Source organism: Mycolicibacterium sp. XJ879, from assembly GCF_053483935.1.
The window spans coordinates 122,736-140,682 of record NZ_JBEFTH010000001.1; the positions used below are offsets into that span (position 1 = coordinate 122,736).

Genomic DNA, 17,947 nt, shown 5'->3' on the forward strand with positions numbered 1-17,947 from the left:
ACTTCGCAGAAAGACGTAGAAACTCATGGCTGAAGTACTCGTGCTCGCAGAGCACGCCGATGGTGCCCTCAAGAAGGTCACCGCTGAACTGATCACCGCGGCCCGCGTGCTGGGCGAACCGTCCGCTGTGGTGGTGGGCCCGCCCGGGAGCGCCGAGCCGCTCGTGGAGGGGCTGAAGGAGGCCGGCGCGGCCAAGATCTACACCGCCGAGTCCGACGACGCGCAGAACTACCTCATCACGCCGTATGTCGACGTGCTGGCTTCGCTGGTCGAGTCGGCCAGCCCCGCAGCGGTGCTGCTGGCCGCGTCGGCCGACGGCAAGGAGATCGCCGGCCGGCTGGCCGCGCGCACCGGCGCGGGTGTGTTGACCGACGTCGTGGACGTGCAGGAGGGCGGCAAGGCCGTCCACTCGATCTTCGGCGGCGCCTACACCGTTGAGGCCGAGTCCACCGGTGAGCTCGCGGTCATCACGTTGCGTCCCGGCTCGGTGGAGGCCGCGGCCAGCGCCGGGGCCGGCGAGGTGGTCAGCGTCGAGGTGCCGGCACAGGCCGAGAACGCGACGAAGATCACCAAACAGGAACCTGCGGTGGCAGGTGACCGTCCGGAGCTCACCGAGGCCACCGTCGTCGTCTCCGGCGGCCGCGGCGTCGGCAGCGCCGAGAACTTCTCGGTCGTCGAGGACCTGGCCGATGCGCTCGGTGGCGCCGTCGGTGCGTCGCGCGCCGCCGTCGACTCCGGCTATTACCCGGGCCAGTTCCAGGTGGGCCAGACCGGCAAGACCGTTTCGCCGCAGCTCTACATCGCGCTGGGCATCTCCGGTGCCATCCAGCACCGCGCCGGTATGCAGACGTCGAAGACGATCATCGCGGTGAACAAGGACGAGGAGGCGCCGATCTTCGAGATCGCCGACCTGGGCGTCGTCGGTGACCTGTTCAAGGTCACCCCGCAGCTCACCGAGGCGGTCAAGGCCCGCAAGGGTTAATCGGACCGCAGCACGCGAACGCCCCGACGCCTGCGTCGGGGCGTTTGCGTTGTACGGGCACCGGCAGACTACGGAGTCTCAAGGGTTCGACGGACACCACCTGCGTGCGAGCGTGATCGTGCGACCGAAAGGAAAGGTGTTCGACATGAAGATCACGGTTATCGGTGCCACCGGCCTTATCGGCTCCAAGGTGGTTCCGTTGCTCGAAGCCGGCGGCCACACGGTGGTCGCGGCGTCCCGGGAAAGCGGGCTGGACGTGCTCACCGGCGAAGGCGTGGCCGACGCGCTCGATGGCGCCGACGCGCTGGTGGACCTGACGAACTCGCCGTCGTTCGACGACGACGCGGTGATGCAGTTCTTCACCACCTCGACCACCAACCTGGTGCGGGCCGCCGCCCAAGCCGGCGTCGACCACTATGTGGCATTGTCGATCGTCGGCGCCGACGGGCTGCCCGAAAGCGGCTACATGCGGGCCAAAGTGGTCCAGGAGAGGATCCTGCGCGAATCGGGACTGCCCTACACGATCGTGCGGGCCACGCAGTTCCAGGAGTTCGCCGAGGCCATCACCGAATCGCTGACGATCGACGGTCAGGTGCGCGCCCCCGACGGCATGATCCAGCCGATCGCAGCCGACGACGTCGCCGCGCAGGTGGCCGGGGTGGCCGCGGCGCCGGCCCGCAACGGCTACGTCAACATCGGCGGACCCGACAAGATGTCGTTCGCCGAGATGGCCAGGTCGGTGTTGCGCGCCAAAGGCGACGACCGGCCCGTCGTCGTGGACTCGCAGGCCACCTACTTCGGCACCCCGGTCGATCACCACAGCCTGGTCACCGGCGACGACGCCGTCATCACGCAGATCCGCTTCGCCGACTCGATGGCCAACCGATGAAACGGCAACTCGTCACCTAGCGCTCACCGACACGTCACGTGCGCGATGCCGTCCGGAGATGCGGCGGCGCGACCGTGCAGCCATGAGCACTGCTGCTGTCCTCATCCCCGCCGGCCAGGCCGGCACCGTTGCCGCTCCGCGCTACACCCTGCTGTTGTCCACCGACGCAGTGCAGATCGAAGCCGCGCAGCGGCTGCGCCACGATGTGTTCAGCACCGAACCCGGCTTCCAACTCAATACCGCGACCGACGCCGACCGGTTCGACGAGTTCTGTGACCACCTGCTGGTCCGCGACGACGCCTCCGGGGAGCTGGTCGGCTGTTACCGAATGCTGCCTCCGCCAGCGGCCATCGCCGCGAAAGGGCGGTACACCGCAACCGAATTCGACGTGCGCGGGCTCGACTCACTGCGGCCCCACCTGGTGGAGATGGGCCGCGCGGTGGTGCGTGCGGATCACCGCAACGGCGCGGTGGTGCTGCTGATGTGGGCTGGCATCCTGGCCTACCTGGACCGCTGCGGCTACGACTACGTGACCGGCTGCGTGTCGGTGCCGATCCACGGCGCCGACGACGCCGTCCCCGGGCGGCAGATCCGCGGGGTGCGCGACTTCGTGCGGCGCCGACACGCCGCCCCGGCGACGTACACCGTGCACCCGTACCGACCGGTGATCGTCGACGGTAGGGGCCTCGACGACATCGACCCGCCCGTCAAGGTCAACGTCCCGGCGCTGATGCGCGGCTACCTGCGCCTGGGCGCGCAGATATGCGGGGAGCCCGCCCACGACCCCGACTTCGGGGTGGGCGATTTCCCGGCGCTGCTGGACAAACGCCACGCCGACACTCGCTATCTGCGCCGGCTCAGATCGGTGCAAGCGGCCGGCGGGATCGCGTCGTGACCAGCCCGTGGCTACCGCAGGCGACGTGCGACGCCGGCTGCGTCGACGCCGGCGCGACGACGCCCGGTCACCGTGTGGTGGTCGCGTGGCGTATCGCGGTGCGCGTCATGCTGGCGCTGGTGCTGTTGTCGGCGACGCCGCTGATCGCGACGCCCGTGCCGGGCAGATCCCGCGTCCAGCGCAGCTACTGCCGGCTGATGTTGCGCTGCCTCGGTGTGCGAATCACGGTGTCGGGCGGGCCGATTCGCAACCTGCCCGGTGTGCTGGTGGTCAGCGGGCACGTGTCGTGGGTTGACGTGTTGGCGATCGGTGCGGTGCTGCCCGGCCGCTTCGTCGCCAAATCGGAACTGATCAGCTGGCCGGGTCTGGGACTGCTGGCCCGGCTGGTGAAGGTCATCCCGATCGAGCGGGCCAACCTGCGGAGGCTGCCCACCGTCGTCGATACCGTCGCCGCCCGGCTGCGCGCCGGGCACACCGTCGTCGCGTTTCCCGAGGGCACCACCTGGTGCGGGCTGGCGCACGGCCCGTTTCGGCCCGCGATGTTTCAGGCCGCCGTCGACGCGGGCAGGCCGGTCCAACCGCTGCGGCTGAGCTACCACCACCGCGACGGCCGGCCGTCGACCACCGCCGCCTACATCGGCGACGACAGCCTGCTCGCGTCGATCCGCCGGCTGATGACCGCGCAGCGCACGATCGTGCGGGTGCAGGTCGCGTCGCTGCAGTTGCCGGGCGGCGACCGCCGTGAGCTCGCCGCCCGCTGCGAATCCGCGGTGCGTGGCGGCCGGGCCCGCCGCGGCGGAGCGCACGCGTTGGCGGCCTGACCGCGGCACCGGGACCATGCGGACCCGGCCGCTAGACTTGAACGGTTATGACCTCGCCGACTTCGCGCCCGAGGGGCTCAGCAGGGCCGGTCTACCTCGATCACGCCGCCACCACCCCGATGCACCCCGCTGCCATCGAGGCGATGACGGCCGTGCTGGGCACCGTCGGCAACGCATCTTCGCTACACGGCACCGGCCGCGCGGCGCGCCGCCGGATGGAGGAGGCCCGCGAGGCGCTGGCCCACCTGCTGGGCGCGCGGCCGTCGGAGGTGATCTTCACCGCGGGCGGCACCGAGAGCGACAACCTCGCCGTCAAGGGCATCTACTGGGCCCGCCGCGACGCCGAACCCCGACGCCGCCGCATCATAACCACCCCGGTCGAACATCATGCGGTGCTGGACGCGGTGCAGTGGCTCGTCGAGCACGAAGGCGCCGAGGTGAGCTGGCTTCCTGTGCAGCCGGACGGTTCGGTGACGCCGGCCGCGCTGCGCGAGGTGTTGCAGCGCCACGACGACGTCGCCCTGGTGTCGGCCATGTGGGCCAACAACGAAGTCGGCACGATTCTGCCGGCCCCCGAACTGGCGGCCGTCGCAGCCGAATTCGACGTGCCGATGCACAGCGACGCCGTGCAGGCCGTCGGCCAGATCCCGGTCGACTTCGCGTCGAGCGGCCTGTCGGCGATGAGCGTCACCGCACATAAGTTCGGCGGGCCCACCGGTGTCGGAGCGTTGTTGCTGCGCCGCGACACCGCCTGTGTGCCGCTGCTGCACGGCGGCGGCCAGGAACGCGATGTCCGTTCGGGCACACCCCATGTCGCAGGCGCAGTGGCGATGGCAGCGGCCGCCAAGGTGGCCGTGGAGGGCCTGGAAGCCCACAGCGCCCGGGTGACGCGACTGCGCGACCGATTGATCGACGGCGTGTTGTCCAGCATTGACGATGTGCATCTCAACGGAGCCGTCGGGTCGGGCCGGCTGCCGGGCAACACCCACTTCACCTTCCGCGGCTGCGAAGGCGACTCGCTGTTGATGCTGTTGGACGCCAGGGGAATCGAGTGCTCGACGGGTTCGGCGTGCACCGCGGGGGTGGCGCAGCCGTCGCACGTCCTGATCGCGATGGGCACCGACCCCGCCCACGCCAGGGGATCACTGCGGTTCTCGCTGGGGCACACCAGCACCGACGCCGACGTCGAGGCCGCGCTTGCGGTCCTACCCGCCGCCGTAGAGCGCGCCCGTCAGGCGGTGCTGGCGAGTTCGGGAGCGGTGGACTTCCGATGAGCGCTTGCGCGAAGAGTAGACGATGATGCGGGTCCTCGTGGCGATGAGCGGTGGTGTCGACTCCTCGGTCGCCGCCGCCCGGATGGTCGACGCCGGCCACGACGTCGTCGGCGTGCATCTGGCCCTGTCGGCAGCGCCCGGTACGTTACGCACGGGGTCGCGGGGGTGCTGCTCGAAGGAAGACGCCGGCGATGCCCGACGCGTCGCCGATGTGCTCGACATCCCGTTCTACGTATGGGATTTCGCCGACCGCTTCGCCGAGGACGTGGTCGACGACTTCGTGTCGTCATATGCGCGCGGTGAGACGCCAAACCCATGTGTGCGGTGCAACGAACGCATCAAGTTCTCCGCGTTGGCGGCGCGTGCGTTGGCGCTGGGTTTCGACGCGGTGGCCACCGGCCACTACGCGCGCCTGGTCGACGGTCGGCTGCGTCGCGCGGTGGACCGTGACAAGGACCAGTCCTACGTGCTGGGCGTGCTGACCGCCGAACAGTTGCGCCACGCCCTGTTCCCGATCGGCGACACCCCTAAGGCCCAGATCCGCGAGGAAGCCGCGCGTCGCGGCCTGGCGGTGGCTGATAAGCCCGACAGCCACGACATCTGCTTCATTCCGTCCGGGGACACCCGCGCGTTCCTCGGCGCCCGCATCGGCGTGCGCAGGGGGGCCGTGGTCGACACCGGCGGTACGATCCTGGCCGAACACGACGGTGTGCACGGCTTCACCGTCGGACAGCGCAAGGGGCTAGGCATCGCCGGCCCCGGCCCCGACGGTCGGCCGCGTTATGTCACCGGAATCGATGCCGAAACGAGCACCGTGTACGTCGGCGCCGCCGAGGAACTGGACATCTGGACGCTGACCGGCGAACGCCCCGTGTTCACCTCGGGCGTCGCGCCGACAGGACCGGTGGAGTGCGTCGTACAGGTGCGTGCCCACGGCGGGATCGCCGACGGTGTGGCGCAACTGAGCGACGAACAGTTGGTGGTCGACCTGCGCGCTCCACTGCGCGGGGTGGCCCCGGGCCAGACCATGGTGCTGTATCGCCCCGACCCGCAGGGTGACGAGGTCATCGCGAGCGCGACCATTCGTCGCTGAACCACAGACGGTGGTTCCGCCCCCGGATAACGGCTAATATAAATGAGTCACATCCGTTAAATGTGGGAGCGGAGGCCGCCGAGTGGACGACGAAGCCCAAGTAGCCGCGGCCCGGCCACCACGAGATCGGTTGCCGCGCAATCGGCAACGGGAACGAGTGCTGGCGTTGGTGCGCAAGCATGACGGTGCCGTGGACGCCGCCGCAATCGCATCGCAAATGGGCCTGCACGTGACGACCGTGCGCTTTCATCTGGACGCGCTGTGTGACGAGCAGGCGATCGTGCGCACGCGGTTGCCCCGCGCCGGGGCCGGTCGGCCGCGCACCGGCTACCTGGCGGTGCAGGAGCGCCTGGACTACCGGGTTCTCGCCGAGGTGCTGGCGCTGGAACTCGGCAGAACCGAGGAGGGCCGCCGCGAGCGGGCCGAGCGTGTTGGGCGACGCTGGGTGGACCGAATGTGTGCGGCGCCCGAGGACGATGCCGGGTCGGGCGAGGCGGTCGGTGATGCGCTCGAGCGCCGGGCTGTTGCGGCAGCCGAAGTCTTTGCCCGGATGGGCTTTGCGCCCGAGCTCCTCGCGCCGGAGCGATCGCGTCAGGGGCGTGAGCGGGTCATCAGGCTGCATGCCTGCCCGATACGTGAACTGGCGCGGTCGCACCCCGAAGTCGGTTGCGGCCTTCACCGCGGGGTGTTGGCGGGACTGGTTCGCGATACAGCGCTGTCCGCGGAGCTCGAGCCGTTCGTCGAGCCCGAGCTCTGCCTGGCAAGGGTGGTGTCAAATGACTGAACCTGCTGGATACGTGCAACTGCTCGTGCCGACGCTGTGGCTCGGCATGGTGCTGGCCATATCGTTTATCGAAGCACCGCTGAAGTTCGGGGCGCCCGGCGTGACGCTGCCGATCGGGCTCGGCATCGGCCGTCGCGTGTTCAAAGCCCTCAACGGTGTCGAAATCGTGCTTGCCGTCGTGCTTTTGGCGGCCACCCTGATTGCCAAGCCCTCGACGGCTGTGTTGATCCTGGTGCTGGTGGCAGCGGCGGTGCTGGCCGTACAGGTGGTCGTCGTGCGCCCGCCGCTGACAAAGCGCTCGAACCGGGTACTCGCCGGTGAGACGCTGCCCCGCTCGAACATGCACTACGTCTACGTCGGCCTGGAGCTGGTCAAGGTCGGTGCGCTGATCGCGCTGGCCTTCGTATTGGTCTCCCGGGTGGTCGAATACCTGATTTGACCGCTGACCTCAGTGCGGCGTCAATGCGTGGTTGTGAATGTGGGCCTCGGCGCGAATGCGCTGCACCATATGGGGATAGTGCAGTTCGAAGGCGGGCCGCTCGGAGCGGATGCGCGGTAGTTCGGTAAAGTTGTGCCGCGGCGGCGGGCATGTCGTGGCCCATTCCAGCGAGTTGCCGTAGCCCCACGGGTCATCCACCAGAACCGGTTCGCCATAGCGCCAGCTCTTGAAGATGTTCCACATGAACGGCAGCATCGAGACCCCGAGGGTGAACGCGCCGATCGTGGACACGACGTTGAGTGTGGTGAAGCCGTCGGTGGGCAGGTAGTCGGCGTAGCGGCGCGGCATGCCCTCGTTGCCGAGCCAGTGCTGCACCAAAAACGTGGTGTGGAAACCGATGAACGTTAGCCAGAAGTGCAGCTTGCCCAGCCGCTCGTCGAGCATTCGCCCGGTCATCTTGGGAAACCAGAAGTAGATGCCGGCATAGGTGGCGAACACGATGGTGCCGAACAGCACGTAGTGGAAGTGCGCCACGAGGAAGTAGGTGTCGGTGACGTGGAAGTCCAGCGGCGGGCTGGCCAGCATCACCCCGGATAGGCCGCCGAGCAAAAACGTGAGCAGGAAGCCGACCGAGAACAGCATCGGTGACTCAAACGTCAACTGACCCCTCCACATCGTGCCGATCCAGTTGAAGAACTTGATGCCCGTCGGCACCGCGATCAGATAGGACATGAAGGAGAAGAACGGCAGCAGCACCGCGCCGGTGGCGAACATGTGGTGCGCCCAGACGGCGGTGGACAACGCCGCGATACCGACGGTGGCATAGATCAGCGTGGTGTAGCCGAAGACCGGTTTACGGGAGAACACCGGGAAGATCTCGGTGACGATGCCGAAGAAGGGGATCGCGACGATGTAGACCTCGGGGTGGCCGAAGAACCAGAACAGGTGCTGCCAGAGGATGACGCCGCCATTGGCCGGGTCGTAGACGTGCGCGCCGAGATGGCGGTCGTAGGCCAGGGCGAACAGCGCCGCGGTCAGCAGCGGAAAGACCATGAGCACCAGTATCGAGGTGACCAGGATGTTCCAGGTGAACACCGGCATCCGGAACATCGTCATGCCGGGGGCGCGCATGCACACCACCGTCGTGATCATGTTGACCGCGCCCAGGATGGTGCCAAGGCCGGCCAACCCGAGCCCGAAGATCCACAGGTCACCACCGGCGCCCGGGGAGTGGATGGCGCCGCTCAACGGCACATAGCCGGTCCAACCGAAATCGGCTGCGCCGCTGGGGGTGAGGAAGCCCGACACGGTGATCAGGGCGCCGAACAGGTAGAGCCAGTAGCTGAACGCGTTGAGCCGCGGGAAGGCCACGTCGGGTGCGCCGACCTGCAGCGGGAGGATGCAGTTGGCGAATCCGAACACGACGGGTGTCGCATACAACAGCAGCATGATCGTGCCGTGCATGGTGAACAGCTGGTTGTACTGCTCGTTGGACAAGAACTGCAGGCCGGGTGCCGTCAGCTCGGTGCGCATCAGCAGCGCCATCAGCCCGCCGGCCATGAAGAAGGCGATCGACGTCGCGATGTACATGATCCCGAGGACCTTGGGATCGGTGGTGGTCAGCAGCTTGTAAACCAACGAGCCGCGCACAGCTCGGGTGGGCGGGGAAGGTCGGGTGGGGACGAGCTCACCAAGGACGCTCATGAGCCGTCACGCGCTGTGCCGCAAGCTGTTTCAACGATCGGGCGCATAGTCGTCCCCTCTTCGCCAAGTGCCTTATTTAAATGACTATAGTCCTCTAAATAAACCCCTGGGGCGAGGGGTTTATTACAACTTCTAGTTGTAGTAATGTGCGGGTCATGACGTACGTAATCGGTCAGCCCTGTGTGGACGTCAAAGACCGCGCCTGCGTAGAAGAGTGCCCAGTGGACTGCATCTACGAGGGCGGCCGCATGCTCTACATCCACCCTGACGAATGTGTCGACTGCGGTGCCTGCGAACCGGTGTGCCCGGTGGAGGCGATCTACTACGAGGACGACCTGCCCGAGGATCTGCAGCCCTACACCGAGGACAACGCCAGATTCTTCACCGAGACGCTACCGGGGCGCAGCGAGCCGCTCGGTTCGCCCGGCGGCGCGGCAAAGCTGGGCCCCATCGACGCCGACACCGAACTGGTGACGAACCTTCCGCCCCAGGGGGAGTGATGCGTCGGCGGCGGCGCGATCGCATACTCGACGCGTTGCGCAACTCCGCCGAGGCGCGCAGCATCGCCAGCTTGGCAGGCGAAATCGGAGTGCACCCCAACACGATTCGGTTCCACGTCGATGCGTTGGGAAGGAACGGCCTCGTCGAGCAGGTTGCCGATCGGGCGGCGACACGGGGTCGCCCGCCGGCCCGGTACCGCGCCACCCGCAGGATGGACCCGGCCGGGCCGACGAACTATTTCCTGTTGGCGGCGGCGATGACGGACTACTTCGCAGCCCACGCGCCCGACCCGGTACTCGACGGCACCCGTTTGGGCCGATCGTGGGGTGCGACGTTGGCCAAGGGCCGGACGCAACGGGCGTCGTCTGCGCGGCAGGCCGTCGACGACCTGGTCGATGTGCTGGCCGAGACGGGGTTTCGTCCTGAGCAGCCGACGGGCCGGGTCGTTCGAGACATCAGGTTGCGGCACTGCCCGTTCCTCGAGGTGGCCGACCGCCACCAGCCCGTGGTCTGCGCGCTACACCTCGGGCTGATGCAGGGAGCGTTGACCGCGATGCAGTCACCGTTGGCCATCGACAGCCTGGACCCCTTGGTCGAACCGGATCTCTGCGTCGCGCACCTGCGAAACTAATTCGGGACCTTGTCCAGGATGTTGGCCATCACGATGGTGGGCACCGAATCGGGAAACCTGCACGCCGTCACCTCGACCAGCACGACGTTTTTGATGCGGTACTCCCGTCCGCACCCGTTGTCGGTGCGGGTCTGTAGTGAATCGGCTCCGATCGTGGCCTCGCCGACGAACATCGGTCCCAACGGTGTTGTCCGACAATCGTCTGCGCGCGCGACCAGATCGTCGAAGGCCCGGCGCGCGGTGTCGGGATCGCGGTAGGCGGCCGCGCCCTGCGAGATCAGCCCCCCGCCGGGCGGATGCTGAAACGTCGTCTTGTGGAACTCTTCGATGTCAGGGCCGAAGGTCTGGGTCTCGGCGAACACCCATCGGCACTGCGGCGGTGTTGATTCGGCGAACTGATCGATGTCGACGGGGACCTTGCCGTCCATCGTCGGAATGACGGTGAGGTCGTCGCCGGCTCCGGTGATGGCGCGCATCTGCGCCTGGTCGAGCATGATCGTGTCGACGTCCAACGGGGACAACGAATCGTCATCGATGCCCGGTACCGCCCGCACGGCGCTACCGCTGATCGCCTGCGTGCAGCCCGCGGCCAACAGGGCCGCTGCACACCACAGGACCGCCGGTCCCGCCGCTACCCGCATGGCCTTCCTCCCAGCCGTTGAGAAACGAGGTTAGCCCGATCGCATACTGTCAAACGAATGAGCGTTTTCGCGGCCGCGACAGGAATCGGATCCTGGCCTGGAATATCGGCGCGCCAGGCCGCCGAGGTGATCGTCGGCGAACTGCACACGCTGCCGCACCTGGCCGAGTTACCGGCCCGCGGCGTAGGCGCCGACATGATCGGACGTGCGGGCGCGCTGCTGGTCGACATCGGCATCGACACCATGCCGCGCGGCTACCGCATCGCCTCGGGCCGCAGTGCCGTGGCCCGGCGGTCGATGAGCCTGCTCGACGAAGACATCGACGCCTTCGAGGAGGCGTGGGAGAAGGCGGGTCTACGCGGCGGATCGCGGACGGTCAAAGTGCAGGCGCCCGGGCCGATCACGCTGGCGGCTCGACTCGAGCTCGCCAACGGCCACCGCGCCATCACCGACCGCGGTGCGCTGCGCGATCTGGCGGCGTCGCTTGGCGAGGGGATGGCCGTGCACATTGCGCAGCTGGCCCGGCGGCTGGAGGCCGCCGTCGTCGTGCAGTTCGACGAACCACTGTTGACCGACGCCCTCGACGGCAGGCTCACCGGGGTGACCAGCATGACACCCGTGCACCCGGTCGACGAATCGGTCGCGATCGAGCTGCTTGACGACTGCGCGGCCACCGTCGGCGCCGACGTGATGCTGCACAGCTGCGCCTCGCAGGTGCCCTGGAACCTCTTGCAGCGCACCGCAATTGCGACTATTTCGGTTGACGTCACCACGCCGACCGCCGCTGATCTGGACGGGATCGGCGAGTTCGTGGAATCCGGTCGCACGGTGCTGCTGGGCGTCGTCCCCGTCGTGGCTCCGGCGGTCCGCCCGGCTGCCGAGGAGATCGCCAAGGCCGCCGCCGCTGTCACCGATCGGGTCGGGCTACGCCGATCGATGCTGCGCGACCGGATCGGCATCACCCCGGCCTGTGGGCTCGCTGGGGCCACACCGCAGTGGGCGCGCACCGCCGTCGAGTTGGCGCAAGAGGTCGCCGACGCGTTCGCGGATGATCCGGACGCGGTCTGAACAAAACGCAACCGGAGGGTTGCGCATTTCCTATCCGCCCGTTAATGTCATAGGCAACCAGGAGGTTGCGAATGAGTTCAGATCGAATCGATAAGCAAATCGTGCTGAAGGCTCCGCTTGAACGGGTCTGGCGGGCCATCAGCGACGCTGGCGAGTTCGGCCAGTGGTTCGGCGTCCGTTTCGACGGGCCATTCGTCGAAGGCGCCGCGGTCACCGGGGTCATGACGCCGACGGCGGTCGACGAGGACGTCGCCAAAAGCCAAGAGACGTATGCGGGTATCGCGGAGACCTGGTGGATCGTCGCGGTCGAACCACCGTGGCGACTGGCCTATCGCTGGCGCCCGTACGTCCTCGAAGACGGCGAGGACGGGCCCACCACGCTTGTCGAGTTCACGCTGCAGGAGACCGCTGACGGTGTGCTGTTGCGCATCGTCGAATCCGGCTTCGATGCCATACCCGCCGATCGTCGAGCGTCGGCGTTCGAAGACAACAGCACGGGATGGGCGACGCAAACCGAACTCGTGCGCAGGTACGTCACGATGAGCGAGACGGTGTGAGCGCCTCGGCCCTCGTCGAGCGGGCACCGGTGTTCGATGCGTTGGGCGACGCGAACCGGCTACGCATTCTCACCCGGCTGTGCGACGGCGGGCCCTGCTCGACGACCGAAGTGACGCAGGTGGTGCCGGTTACCCGGCAGGCCGCCACCAAGCACCTCGTGCTGCTCGAAACCGTCGGCCTGGTGAGCAGTCAGCGTCGTGGCCGGGAACGCATTTGGCGAATCCAGCCCGAGCCGCTGACCGAAGCCAGCGAGTACCTGACGAACTTGTCGCGTCGCTGGGATCGTGCAATCGACCGATTGCGCGCTTACGTCGAAGATGAATAGTGAGCACGTCTGACAATTTGCGTGCCTTCGGCGGGATCGCCGATGTTCACTATTCCCGCGTGCGACAATCATGATGGTTCAGCGCCGAATCGTCTTTGCCAGTCGCAGGAGAGCAATTGTGGCCCGACTAAACCCGCGCGGGGCGGCGGTCGTCGGTGTCGTATCGCTGTTTCTCCTAGTCGGCGGCCCCGGTATGGCGATGGTCACCGCGGATCCGGGCGGTTCGCGCGGCGGCGGCTCGGATCGCGGATCCAGCGCCGACCGCGGCGACTCGAAGAGCAACCACAACCACCGCGGCGATCGCCACGACTTCGACCGGGGACGCCGAGGCGACGACCGCGACAACAACGGCGGCTGGAACCGCGCCGGCAGTGACGGCCCCCAGTCCCGCGTCGGCTCCGGGCGCGAACTACCTCAGCAGGCGGCACCGAACGCACCGGCCGGCGTGGCTGCCCGCGCTCCGGTCAGCGAGGAGCCGCCCCGCGCGAACCCGCCTGCGATCAGCGAGCGTTCGGCCATCGCCAGCAGCCCGCCCGTCGAGGCGCCGGCCCCGGTCATCCCGGCACCCGAGACTGGCGCCACCGGCACGGATGGCTCCGAACCGGGCGCCGGACCGGCGAACACATTCGAGGCGCCCCGGGTGATCGTCGGCAACGGCCGCGAACCCGGCCTCCAGAGCACCGATCCGGCGCCGCGTTGGCAGGGCCCCACGCCGGCCCCTGCCGTCGCGCCGCCCGCGCCCGCTCCGGTCGCACCGCCGCCCCCACCACCCGAGCCGCCGAGGTGGCTGCATCATTTCTCCGCACCGCCGGCCATGCCGCGTCATCTCCCGGTCGCGCCGACGACCGACTGGAAGTCGTTGTGGGGTCTGGTCGGGCTGCTGCTGATCCCCGCCGCCGGTGCCGCGTTGGGTTACCGGCAGGCGCGCGCCGCGCAGACGGCCGACCGGATACACCGCCCCTGAGTTCAGCCCCGCAGATCCTTGCGCAGAATCTTGCCCGACGCCGACTTGGGGATCGCGTCGATGAACGCCACCTGACGCACCTTCTTGTACGGCGCGACCTGACCGGCGACGAACTCCATCACCTCGTCCTCGGTCAGCTGTGCACCAGATTGCTTGACCACGAACGCCTTTGGTACTTCTTCACCGTCGGCGTCGGGCACCCCGACCACCGCCGCGTCGGCGACGCCCGGATGACCAAGCAGCACCGCCTCGAGTTCGGCGGGCGGCACCTGATAGCCCTTGTACTTGATCAGCTCCTTGAGCCGGTCGACGATGTACACGCACCCGTCGGCGTCGATCTGCGCCAGATCGCCGGTGTGCAACCACCCTTCGTCGTCGATGGTTTCCCGGGTGGCCGCCTCGTTGTCGAGGTAGCCCGCCATCACGTTGGGCCCCTTGAACCAGAGCTCGCCGGTTGGGCTCAGACCCTCTGCGGGCGCGACGATCTCGTCGTCGGTCTCGGGGTCGACGAGCTTGGAGGCGGCGTTGGACACCGTCCAGCCCACCGAGCTCAGCGGCGCGACCATGCCCATCTCCTGGCGGCCGCCGTCGAACGGGGTGATGTGGCTGACCGGGCTGAGCTCGCTCATCCCGTAGCCCTGAACGACGGTGCAGCCCAACCGGTTGGCGACGGCGTGGCCGAGATCGGCGTCCAGCGGTGCGGCGCCCGACATCACGGTGTTCAGCGAGGACAGGTCGTACTCGTCGACCATCGGGTGCTTGGCCAGCGCCACGGCCACCGGCGGCGCGATGAACACGATCGTGCACTTGTAGGTGGCGATGTTGGACAGGAAGGCCTCGAGGTCGAAGCTGCCCATGATCACCAGCCGGGCGCGTGCATGCAGTGCGGCGTTGAGCAGCACCGTCATTCCGTAGATGTGGAAGAACGGCAGCACCGCCAGGATGGTGTCGTCGGGGACCATGCCGTGCAACGGCCGGATCTGCGCGACGTTGGCCACCAGGTTGCGGTGCGTGAGCATCACGCCTTTGGGGTTGCCGGTGGTTCCCGAACTGTAGGGCAGCACCGCTAGATGCGTCGACGGCGCGAAGCTGACGTCGGGCGCCGACAGGCCTGGGTCCATCAGATCGGCGGCGTTGGGATGTCCGGTGGCGGCGACACCGTCCCCGTCGAGCACGATGAGGTTCTCATTGGCCAGCCCGACGGCCCGGGCGGCCTCTTGCGCCTGCGCCAGCAGCGGCGTCACGGTGACCAGCATCTTGGCCTTCGAATCGGTCAACTGCTTGGCGATGTCCTTGGCGGTGAACAGCGCATTGACGGTGGTGGCCGTCGCCCCGGCACGCAGGATGCCGTGAAACGCCACGGCGAACCCGGAACTGTTCGGCGAAAGCAGCGCGACGACGTCGCCGACGCCGATCCCGCGCCCGGCCAGTGCGCCGGCGAACGCGTCGACGCGGCCGATCATCTCGCGGTAGCTGGTCTCGCGGCCGGACTTGGCGTCGATCAGGGCGATCCGGTCGAGGTCATCCTCGGCGATATCGCCGAACAGGAAGTCGTAGACGCTCGTGGACGGAATGTCGACTTCGGGAAAGGGACTGGCGAAACTCAAGACGCCTCCGATCGGATGATGGTCCGCCGCTTACCCGCTCACCCTACGTCGAGGCGTTTGACGAGCTTCTTCGGAGCTACCAATCGGAACGACGCGTCGATCAGCTCACGCACCTCGCCCCAGTCGATCTTCGGGTTCGCGGTCAGATCCAGCCCGAGCCACCCCGACGGCCCCATGTAGGCGGGGTAGTAGAAGCGAGCGTCCTGCTCGAGCGCGCGCCGGTCGCTTTCGTCGACCTTGACCAGGATGGAGTGGGGGTATCGGAGGTACTCGCCCTTGGTGCCGGTCTTGGCGTTGCCGCCGTACATCGCGAAGATCTTCGGTGCGCAGAACACCGGCCGGCCCCAGGAGATCTTCTCGAACGCCTCGGGGAAGCTCAACGCGATCTCGCGCACCTGCGCCAGCCCGAGGTCATCGTCGTGGAACATGATCGGGTGCGGCATGCCCGACAGGGTAGCGGCGGGCCCGCTCCTTCGGGCCGAGGCGTGACGTCAAACCGACGCAATGGTCGATTTCGCGGCCGCAAACCTGCCAAAACGTCGGTCCGGAAGACCACGGTTGAGCCCGCGCGCTGCGACGGAGGGGTGCGGGCATGTCGGCCGCCTGCATTAGCCTGCGAGGGTGAGTTCCGAGGCAACGCCGGATCCCGAGACGACGCTGGCCGAACAGGTCGAGGACGCCCCCGACGCCGACGTGCGACGCCGCTGGCAGGAACTGGCCGACGAGGTGCGCGAGCATCAGTTCCGCTACTACGTGCGCGACGCGCCGATCATCTCGGACGCCGACTTCGACAAGCTGCTGCGGGAACTGGAGGCGCTCGAGGACGAGCATCCCGAGCTGCGCACCCCCGACTCGCCGACGCAGTTGGTCGGCGGCGCTGGCTTCGCGACCGACTTCACCGCTGCCGAGCACCTGGAGCGGATGCTCAGCCTGGACAACGCGTTCACCCCTGAGGAACTGGCCGCGTGGGCCGCGCGCATCAAGGAGGAGATCGGCCCCCAAGCCGCCCAAGACGCGCACTTTTTGTGCGAGCTCAAGATCGACGGGGTGGCGCTGTCGCTGGTGTACCGCGACGGCCGGCTGGAGCGCGCGGCAACCCGGGGCGACGGACGCACCGGCGAGGATGTCACGCTCAACGCCCGCACCATCGACAACGTTCCCCAAAAGCTCACCGCCACCAAGGAATTCCCGCTACCCAAGGTGCTGGAAGTACGCGGCGAGGTGTTCTTCCGGGTGACCGACTTCGAAGAACTCAACGCCGGACTGGTCGCCGAGGGCAAGCCGCCGTTCGCGAACCCCCGCAACAGCGCGGCCGGATCGCTGCGGCAGAAGAACCCGGCCGTCACCGCGCGCCGCAAACTGCGGATGATCTGCCACGGTATCGGCCGCGCCGAGGGCTTCCGCCCGGACTCGCTGTACGAGGCATATCGCGCGCTGCGGGCGTGGGGCCTGCCGGATTCGGAGCACACCGCCCGGGTGCAGGGGATGGAGGCCGTCACCGAGCGCATCGCCTACTGGGGCGAACATCGCCACGAGGTCGAGCACGAAATCGACGGTGTGGTGGTCAAAGTCGACGAGGTGGCGCTGCAACGCCGGCTCGGGTCGACGTCGCGGGCACCGCGCTGGGCGATCGCCTACAAGTACCCGCCCGAGGAGGCCCAGACCAAGCTGCTCGACATCAAGGTCAACGTGGGTCGCACCGGCCGGGTGACGCCGTACGCCGAGATGGAACCGGTCAAGATCGCCGGTTCCACGGTCAGCCAGGCCACGCTGCACAACGCCTCGGAGGTCAACCGCAAGGGCGTGCTGATCGGGGACACCGTGATGATCCGCAAGGCCGGCGACGTGATCCCGGAGGTGCTGGGACCCGTCGTGGATCTGCGCGACGGCTCCGAGCGCGAGTTCGTCATGCCCACAACGTGTCCGGAGTGCGACACCACGCTGGCGCCGGCCAAAGAAGGCGACGCCGACATCCGCTGCCCGAACACCCGGTCCTGTCCGGCGCAACTGCGCGAGCGGGTGTTTCACCTGGCCGGCCGCGGCGCGCTCGACATCGAGGGCCTGGGTTACGAAGCGGCCGTCGCGCTGCTCACCAGCGGTGTCATCACCGACGAGGGTGACCTGTTCACGCTCGGCAGCGAAGACTTGCTGCGCACAGACCTGTTCCGCACCAAGGACGGCAACTTGTCGGCCAACGGCAAGCGGCTGCTGGTCAACCTGCACGATGCCAAAACCCGTCCGCTGTGGCGGATTTTGGTCGCGCTGTCCATCCGCCATGTGGGCCCGACGGCGGCGCGCGCGCTGGCCACCGAGTTCGGCAGCCTGGAGGCGATCATCGAGGCCTCCGAGGACCGGCTGGCAGCGGTCGAGGGTGTCGGCCCGACGATCGCCGCGGCAGTCACCGAATGGTTCACGGTCGACTGGCATCGCGCGATCGTCGACAAGTGGCGCGCTGCGGGGGTGCGGATGGCCGACGAACGCGACGAGAGCATCGAACGCCACCTCGAGGGTCTTTCGATCGTCGTCACCGGATCGCTGGCGGGGTTCTCCCGCGACGACGCCAAGGAAGCCATCGTCGCGCGCGGCGGCAAGGCGGCCGGTTCGGTGTCGAAGAAGACCGCCTATGTGGTGGCCGGCGATTCACCCGGGTCCAAGTACGACAAGGCCGTCGAACTCGGTGTGCCGATCCTCGACGAGGATGGCTTTCGCCGGCTGCTGGAAACCGGCCCCGACGGCTTATAACCTCCGAGAGGAACATTTAGGCGGGACGG

The 17,947-nt window shown here is 68.0% G+C and carries 19 protein-coding genes; 15 read left to right on the plus strand and 4 right to left on the minus strand.

Translation table 11 applies throughout. The features are described from left to right. The first annotated feature begins 25 nt into the window (after positions 1 to 25). From ABQF13_RS00590 to ABQF13_RS00625, 8 genes are all read left to right on the plus strand, one after another. Positions 26 to 982 (plus strand): electron transfer flavoprotein subunit alpha/FixB family protein, encoded by a 957-nt coding sequence (locus ABQF13_RS00590; protein ID WP_448390711.1) that lies wholly within the window; start codon positions 26 to 28, stop codon positions 980 to 982. A gap of 145 nt (positions 983 to 1,127) precedes the next feature. Then, positions 1,128 to 1,871: an SDR family oxidoreductase gene (locus ABQF13_RS00595; protein ID WP_448390712.1), complete on the plus strand. Its 744-nt coding sequence runs from the start codon at positions 1,128 to 1,130 to the stop codon at positions 1,869 to 1,871. A gap of 82 nt (positions 1,872 to 1,953) precedes the next feature. After that, complete coding sequence (locus ABQF13_RS00600) at positions 1,954 to 2,766, plus strand: GNAT family N-acetyltransferase (RefSeq protein ID WP_448390713.1); 813 nt, start codon at positions 1,954 to 1,956, stop codon at positions 2,764 to 2,766. Beyond that, positions 2,763 to 3,587, plus strand: coding sequence for a lysophospholipid acyltransferase family protein (locus tag ABQF13_RS00605; protein WP_448390714.1), 825 nt, complete (start codon positions 2,763 to 2,765; stop codon positions 3,585 to 3,587). Before ABQF13_RS00600 ends, ABQF13_RS00605 begins: the two co-directional genes overlap by 4 nt. A gap of 47 nt (positions 3,588 to 3,634) precedes the next feature. Continuing rightward, complete coding sequence (locus tag ABQF13_RS00610) at positions 3,635 to 4,861, plus strand: cysteine desulfurase family protein (RefSeq protein ID WP_448390716.1); 1,227 nt, start codon at positions 3,635 to 3,637, stop codon at positions 4,859 to 4,861. 25 nt (positions 4,862 to 4,886) lie between these two features. Further along, positions 4,887 to 5,954 carry a tRNA 2-thiouridine(34) synthase MnmA gene (gene mnmA / locus ABQF13_RS00615; RefSeq protein WP_448391358.1) on the plus strand — a complete coding sequence of 356 codons (1,068 nt, stop codon included), beginning with the start codon at positions 4,887 to 4,889 and terminating at the stop codon, positions 5,952 to 5,954. A gap of 82 nt (positions 5,955 to 6,036) precedes the next feature. Beyond that, positions 6,037 to 6,738 carry a helix-turn-helix transcriptional regulator gene (locus ABQF13_RS00620; RefSeq protein WP_448390717.1) on the plus strand — a complete coding sequence of 234 codons (702 nt, stop codon included), beginning with the start codon at positions 6,037 to 6,039 and terminating at the stop codon, positions 6,736 to 6,738. Continuing rightward, positions 6,731 to 7,177, plus strand: a complete 447-nt coding sequence (locus ABQF13_RS00625) for a hypothetical protein (RefSeq protein WP_448390718.1) — start codon at positions 6,731 to 6,733, stop codon at positions 7,175 to 7,177. The genes ABQF13_RS00620 and ABQF13_RS00625 overlap by 8 nt, the downstream gene beginning before the upstream one ends. A 9-nt stretch (positions 7,178 to 7,186) precedes the next feature. On the opposite strand, the gene ctaD is transcribed toward ABQF13_RS00625, so the two are convergent. Beyond that, positions 7,187 to 8,881 carry an aa3-type cytochrome oxidase subunit I gene (gene ctaD / locus ABQF13_RS00630; protein ID WP_448390719.1) on the minus strand — a complete coding sequence of 565 codons (1,695 nt, stop codon included), beginning with the start codon at positions 8,879 to 8,881 and terminating at the stop codon, positions 7,187 to 7,189. Positions 8,882 to 9,036: 155 nt separating this feature from the next. On the opposite strand from ctaD, the gene fdxA reads away from it, so the two are divergent. Together fdxA and ABQF13_RS00640 are read left to right on the plus strand one after the other, a co-directional pair. Beyond that, positions 9,037 to 9,381 carry a ferredoxin gene (gene fdxA / locus ABQF13_RS00635; protein ID WP_448390720.1) on the plus strand — a complete coding sequence of 115 codons (345 nt, stop codon included), beginning with the start codon at positions 9,037 to 9,039 and terminating at the stop codon, positions 9,379 to 9,381. Continuing rightward, positions 9,381 to 10,013 (plus strand): helix-turn-helix transcriptional regulator, encoded by a 633-nt coding sequence (locus ABQF13_RS00640; protein ID WP_448390721.1) that lies wholly within the window; start codon positions 9,381 to 9,383, stop codon positions 10,011 to 10,013. Before fdxA ends, ABQF13_RS00640 begins: the two co-directional genes overlap by 1 nt. Here the strand turns inward: ABQF13_RS00640 and ABQF13_RS00645 are convergent. Next, on the minus strand, positions 10,010 to 10,654 hold the full coding sequence (locus tag ABQF13_RS00645; protein WP_448390722.1) for a sensor domain-containing protein: 645 nt from the start codon (positions 10,652 to 10,654) through the stop codon (positions 10,010 to 10,012). The two genes, ABQF13_RS00640 and ABQF13_RS00645, sit on opposite strands and share 4 nt — an antisense overlap. Positions 10,655 to 10,711: 57 nt before the next feature. Between ABQF13_RS00645 and ABQF13_RS00650 the strand changes: the two genes are divergently transcribed. The 4 genes from ABQF13_RS00650 to ABQF13_RS00665 all read left to right on the plus strand — a co-directional run bounded on the left by ABQF13_RS00650 (position 10,712) and on the right by ABQF13_RS00665 (position 13,569). Then, on the plus strand, positions 10,712 to 11,722 hold the full coding sequence (locus ABQF13_RS00650) for a uroporphyrinogen decarboxylase/cobalamine-independent methonine synthase family protein (RefSeq protein WP_448390723.1): 1,011 nt from the start codon (positions 10,712 to 10,714) through the stop codon (positions 11,720 to 11,722). Between the two features lie 71 nt (positions 11,723 to 11,793). Continuing rightward, a complete protein-coding gene (locus tag ABQF13_RS00655; protein ID WP_448390724.1) occupies positions 11,794 to 12,279 on the plus strand; it encodes an SRPBCC family protein in 486 nt (161 codons plus the stop codon). After that, entirely contained in the window at positions 12,276 to 12,605 is a 330-nt protein-coding gene (locus tag ABQF13_RS00660; protein WP_448390725.1) for an ArsR/SmtB family transcription factor, read from the plus strand. Before ABQF13_RS00655 ends, ABQF13_RS00660 begins: the two co-directional genes overlap by 4 nt. 118 nt (positions 12,606 to 12,723) lie before the next feature. Further along, positions 12,724 to 13,569 (plus strand): hypothetical protein, encoded by an 846-nt coding sequence (locus tag ABQF13_RS00665; protein WP_448390726.1) that lies wholly within the window; start codon positions 12,724 to 12,726, stop codon positions 13,567 to 13,569. A gap of 2 nt (positions 13,570 to 13,571) precedes the next feature. Here the strand turns inward: ABQF13_RS00665 and ABQF13_RS00670 are convergent, their stop codons facing one another. Together ABQF13_RS00670 and ABQF13_RS00675 are read right to left on the minus strand one after the other, a co-directional pair. Then, complete coding sequence (locus ABQF13_RS00670; RefSeq protein WP_448390727.1) at positions 13,572 to 15,176, minus strand: 4-coumarate--CoA ligase family protein; 1,605 nt, start codon at positions 15,174 to 15,176, stop codon at positions 13,572 to 13,574. A 38-nt stretch (positions 15,177 to 15,214) separates the two neighbouring features. Continuing rightward, positions 15,215 to 15,619, minus strand: a complete 405-nt coding sequence (locus ABQF13_RS00675; protein ID WP_448390729.1) for an MmcQ/YjbR family DNA-binding protein — start codon at positions 15,617 to 15,619, stop codon at positions 15,215 to 15,217. A 178-nt stretch (positions 15,620 to 15,797) separates the two neighbouring features. Between ABQF13_RS00675 and ligA the strand changes: the two genes are divergently transcribed. Continuing rightward, positions 15,798 to 17,918, plus strand: a complete 2,121-nt coding sequence (gene ligA / locus ABQF13_RS00680) for an NAD-dependent DNA ligase LigA (protein ID WP_448390730.1) — start codon at positions 15,798 to 15,800, stop codon at positions 17,916 to 17,918. Positions 17,919 to 17,947: the final 29 nt, after the last annotated feature.

Bases quoted from the DNA above. Each gene is read 5' to 3' on its own strand.
- ABQF13_RS00590 (WP_448390711.1), top strand. From the start codon at position 26: ATGGCTGAAGTACTCGTGCTCGCAGAGCACGCCGATGGTGCCCTCAAG.
- ABQF13_RS00595 (WP_448390712.1), top strand. From the start codon at position 1,128: ATGAAGATCACGGTTATCGGTGCCACCGGCCTTATCGGCTCCAAGGTG.
- ABQF13_RS00600 (WP_448390713.1), top strand. From the start codon at position 1,954: ATGAGCACTGCTGCTGTCCTCATCCCCGCCGGCCAGGCCGGCACCGTT.
- ABQF13_RS00610 (WP_448390716.1), top strand. From the start codon at position 3,635: ATGACCTCGCCGACTTCGCGCCCGAGGGGCTCAGCAGGGCCGGTCTAC.
- mnmA (WP_448391358.1), top strand. From the start codon at position 4,887: ATGCGGGTCCTCGTGGCGATGAGCGGTGGTGTCGACTCCTCGGTCGCC.
- ABQF13_RS00625 (WP_448390718.1), top strand. From the start codon at position 6,731: ATGACTGAACCTGCTGGATACGTGCAACTGCTCGTGCCGACGCTGTGG.
- ctaD (WP_448390719.1), bottom strand. From the start codon at position 8,881: ATGAGCGTCCTTGGTGAGCTCGTCCCCACCCGACCTTCCCCGCCCACC.
- fdxA (WP_448390720.1), top strand. From the start codon at position 9,037: ATGACGTACGTAATCGGTCAGCCCTGTGTGGACGTCAAAGACCGCGCC.
- ABQF13_RS00640 (WP_448390721.1), top strand. From the start codon at position 9,381: ATGCGTCGGCGGCGGCGCGATCGCATACTCGACGCGTTGCGCAACTCC.
- ABQF13_RS00645 (WP_448390722.1), bottom strand. From the start codon at position 10,654: ATGCGGGTAGCGGCGGGACCGGCGGTCCTGTGGTGTGCAGCGGCCCTG.
- ABQF13_RS00650 (WP_448390723.1), top strand. From the start codon at position 10,712: ATGAGCGTTTTCGCGGCCGCGACAGGAATCGGATCCTGGCCTGGAATA.
- ABQF13_RS00655 (WP_448390724.1), top strand. From the start codon at position 11,794: ATGAGTTCAGATCGAATCGATAAGCAAATCGTGCTGAAGGCTCCGCTT.
- ABQF13_RS00675 (WP_448390729.1), bottom strand. From the start codon at position 15,619: ATGCCGCACCCGATCATGTTCCACGACGATGACCTCGGGCTGGCGCAG.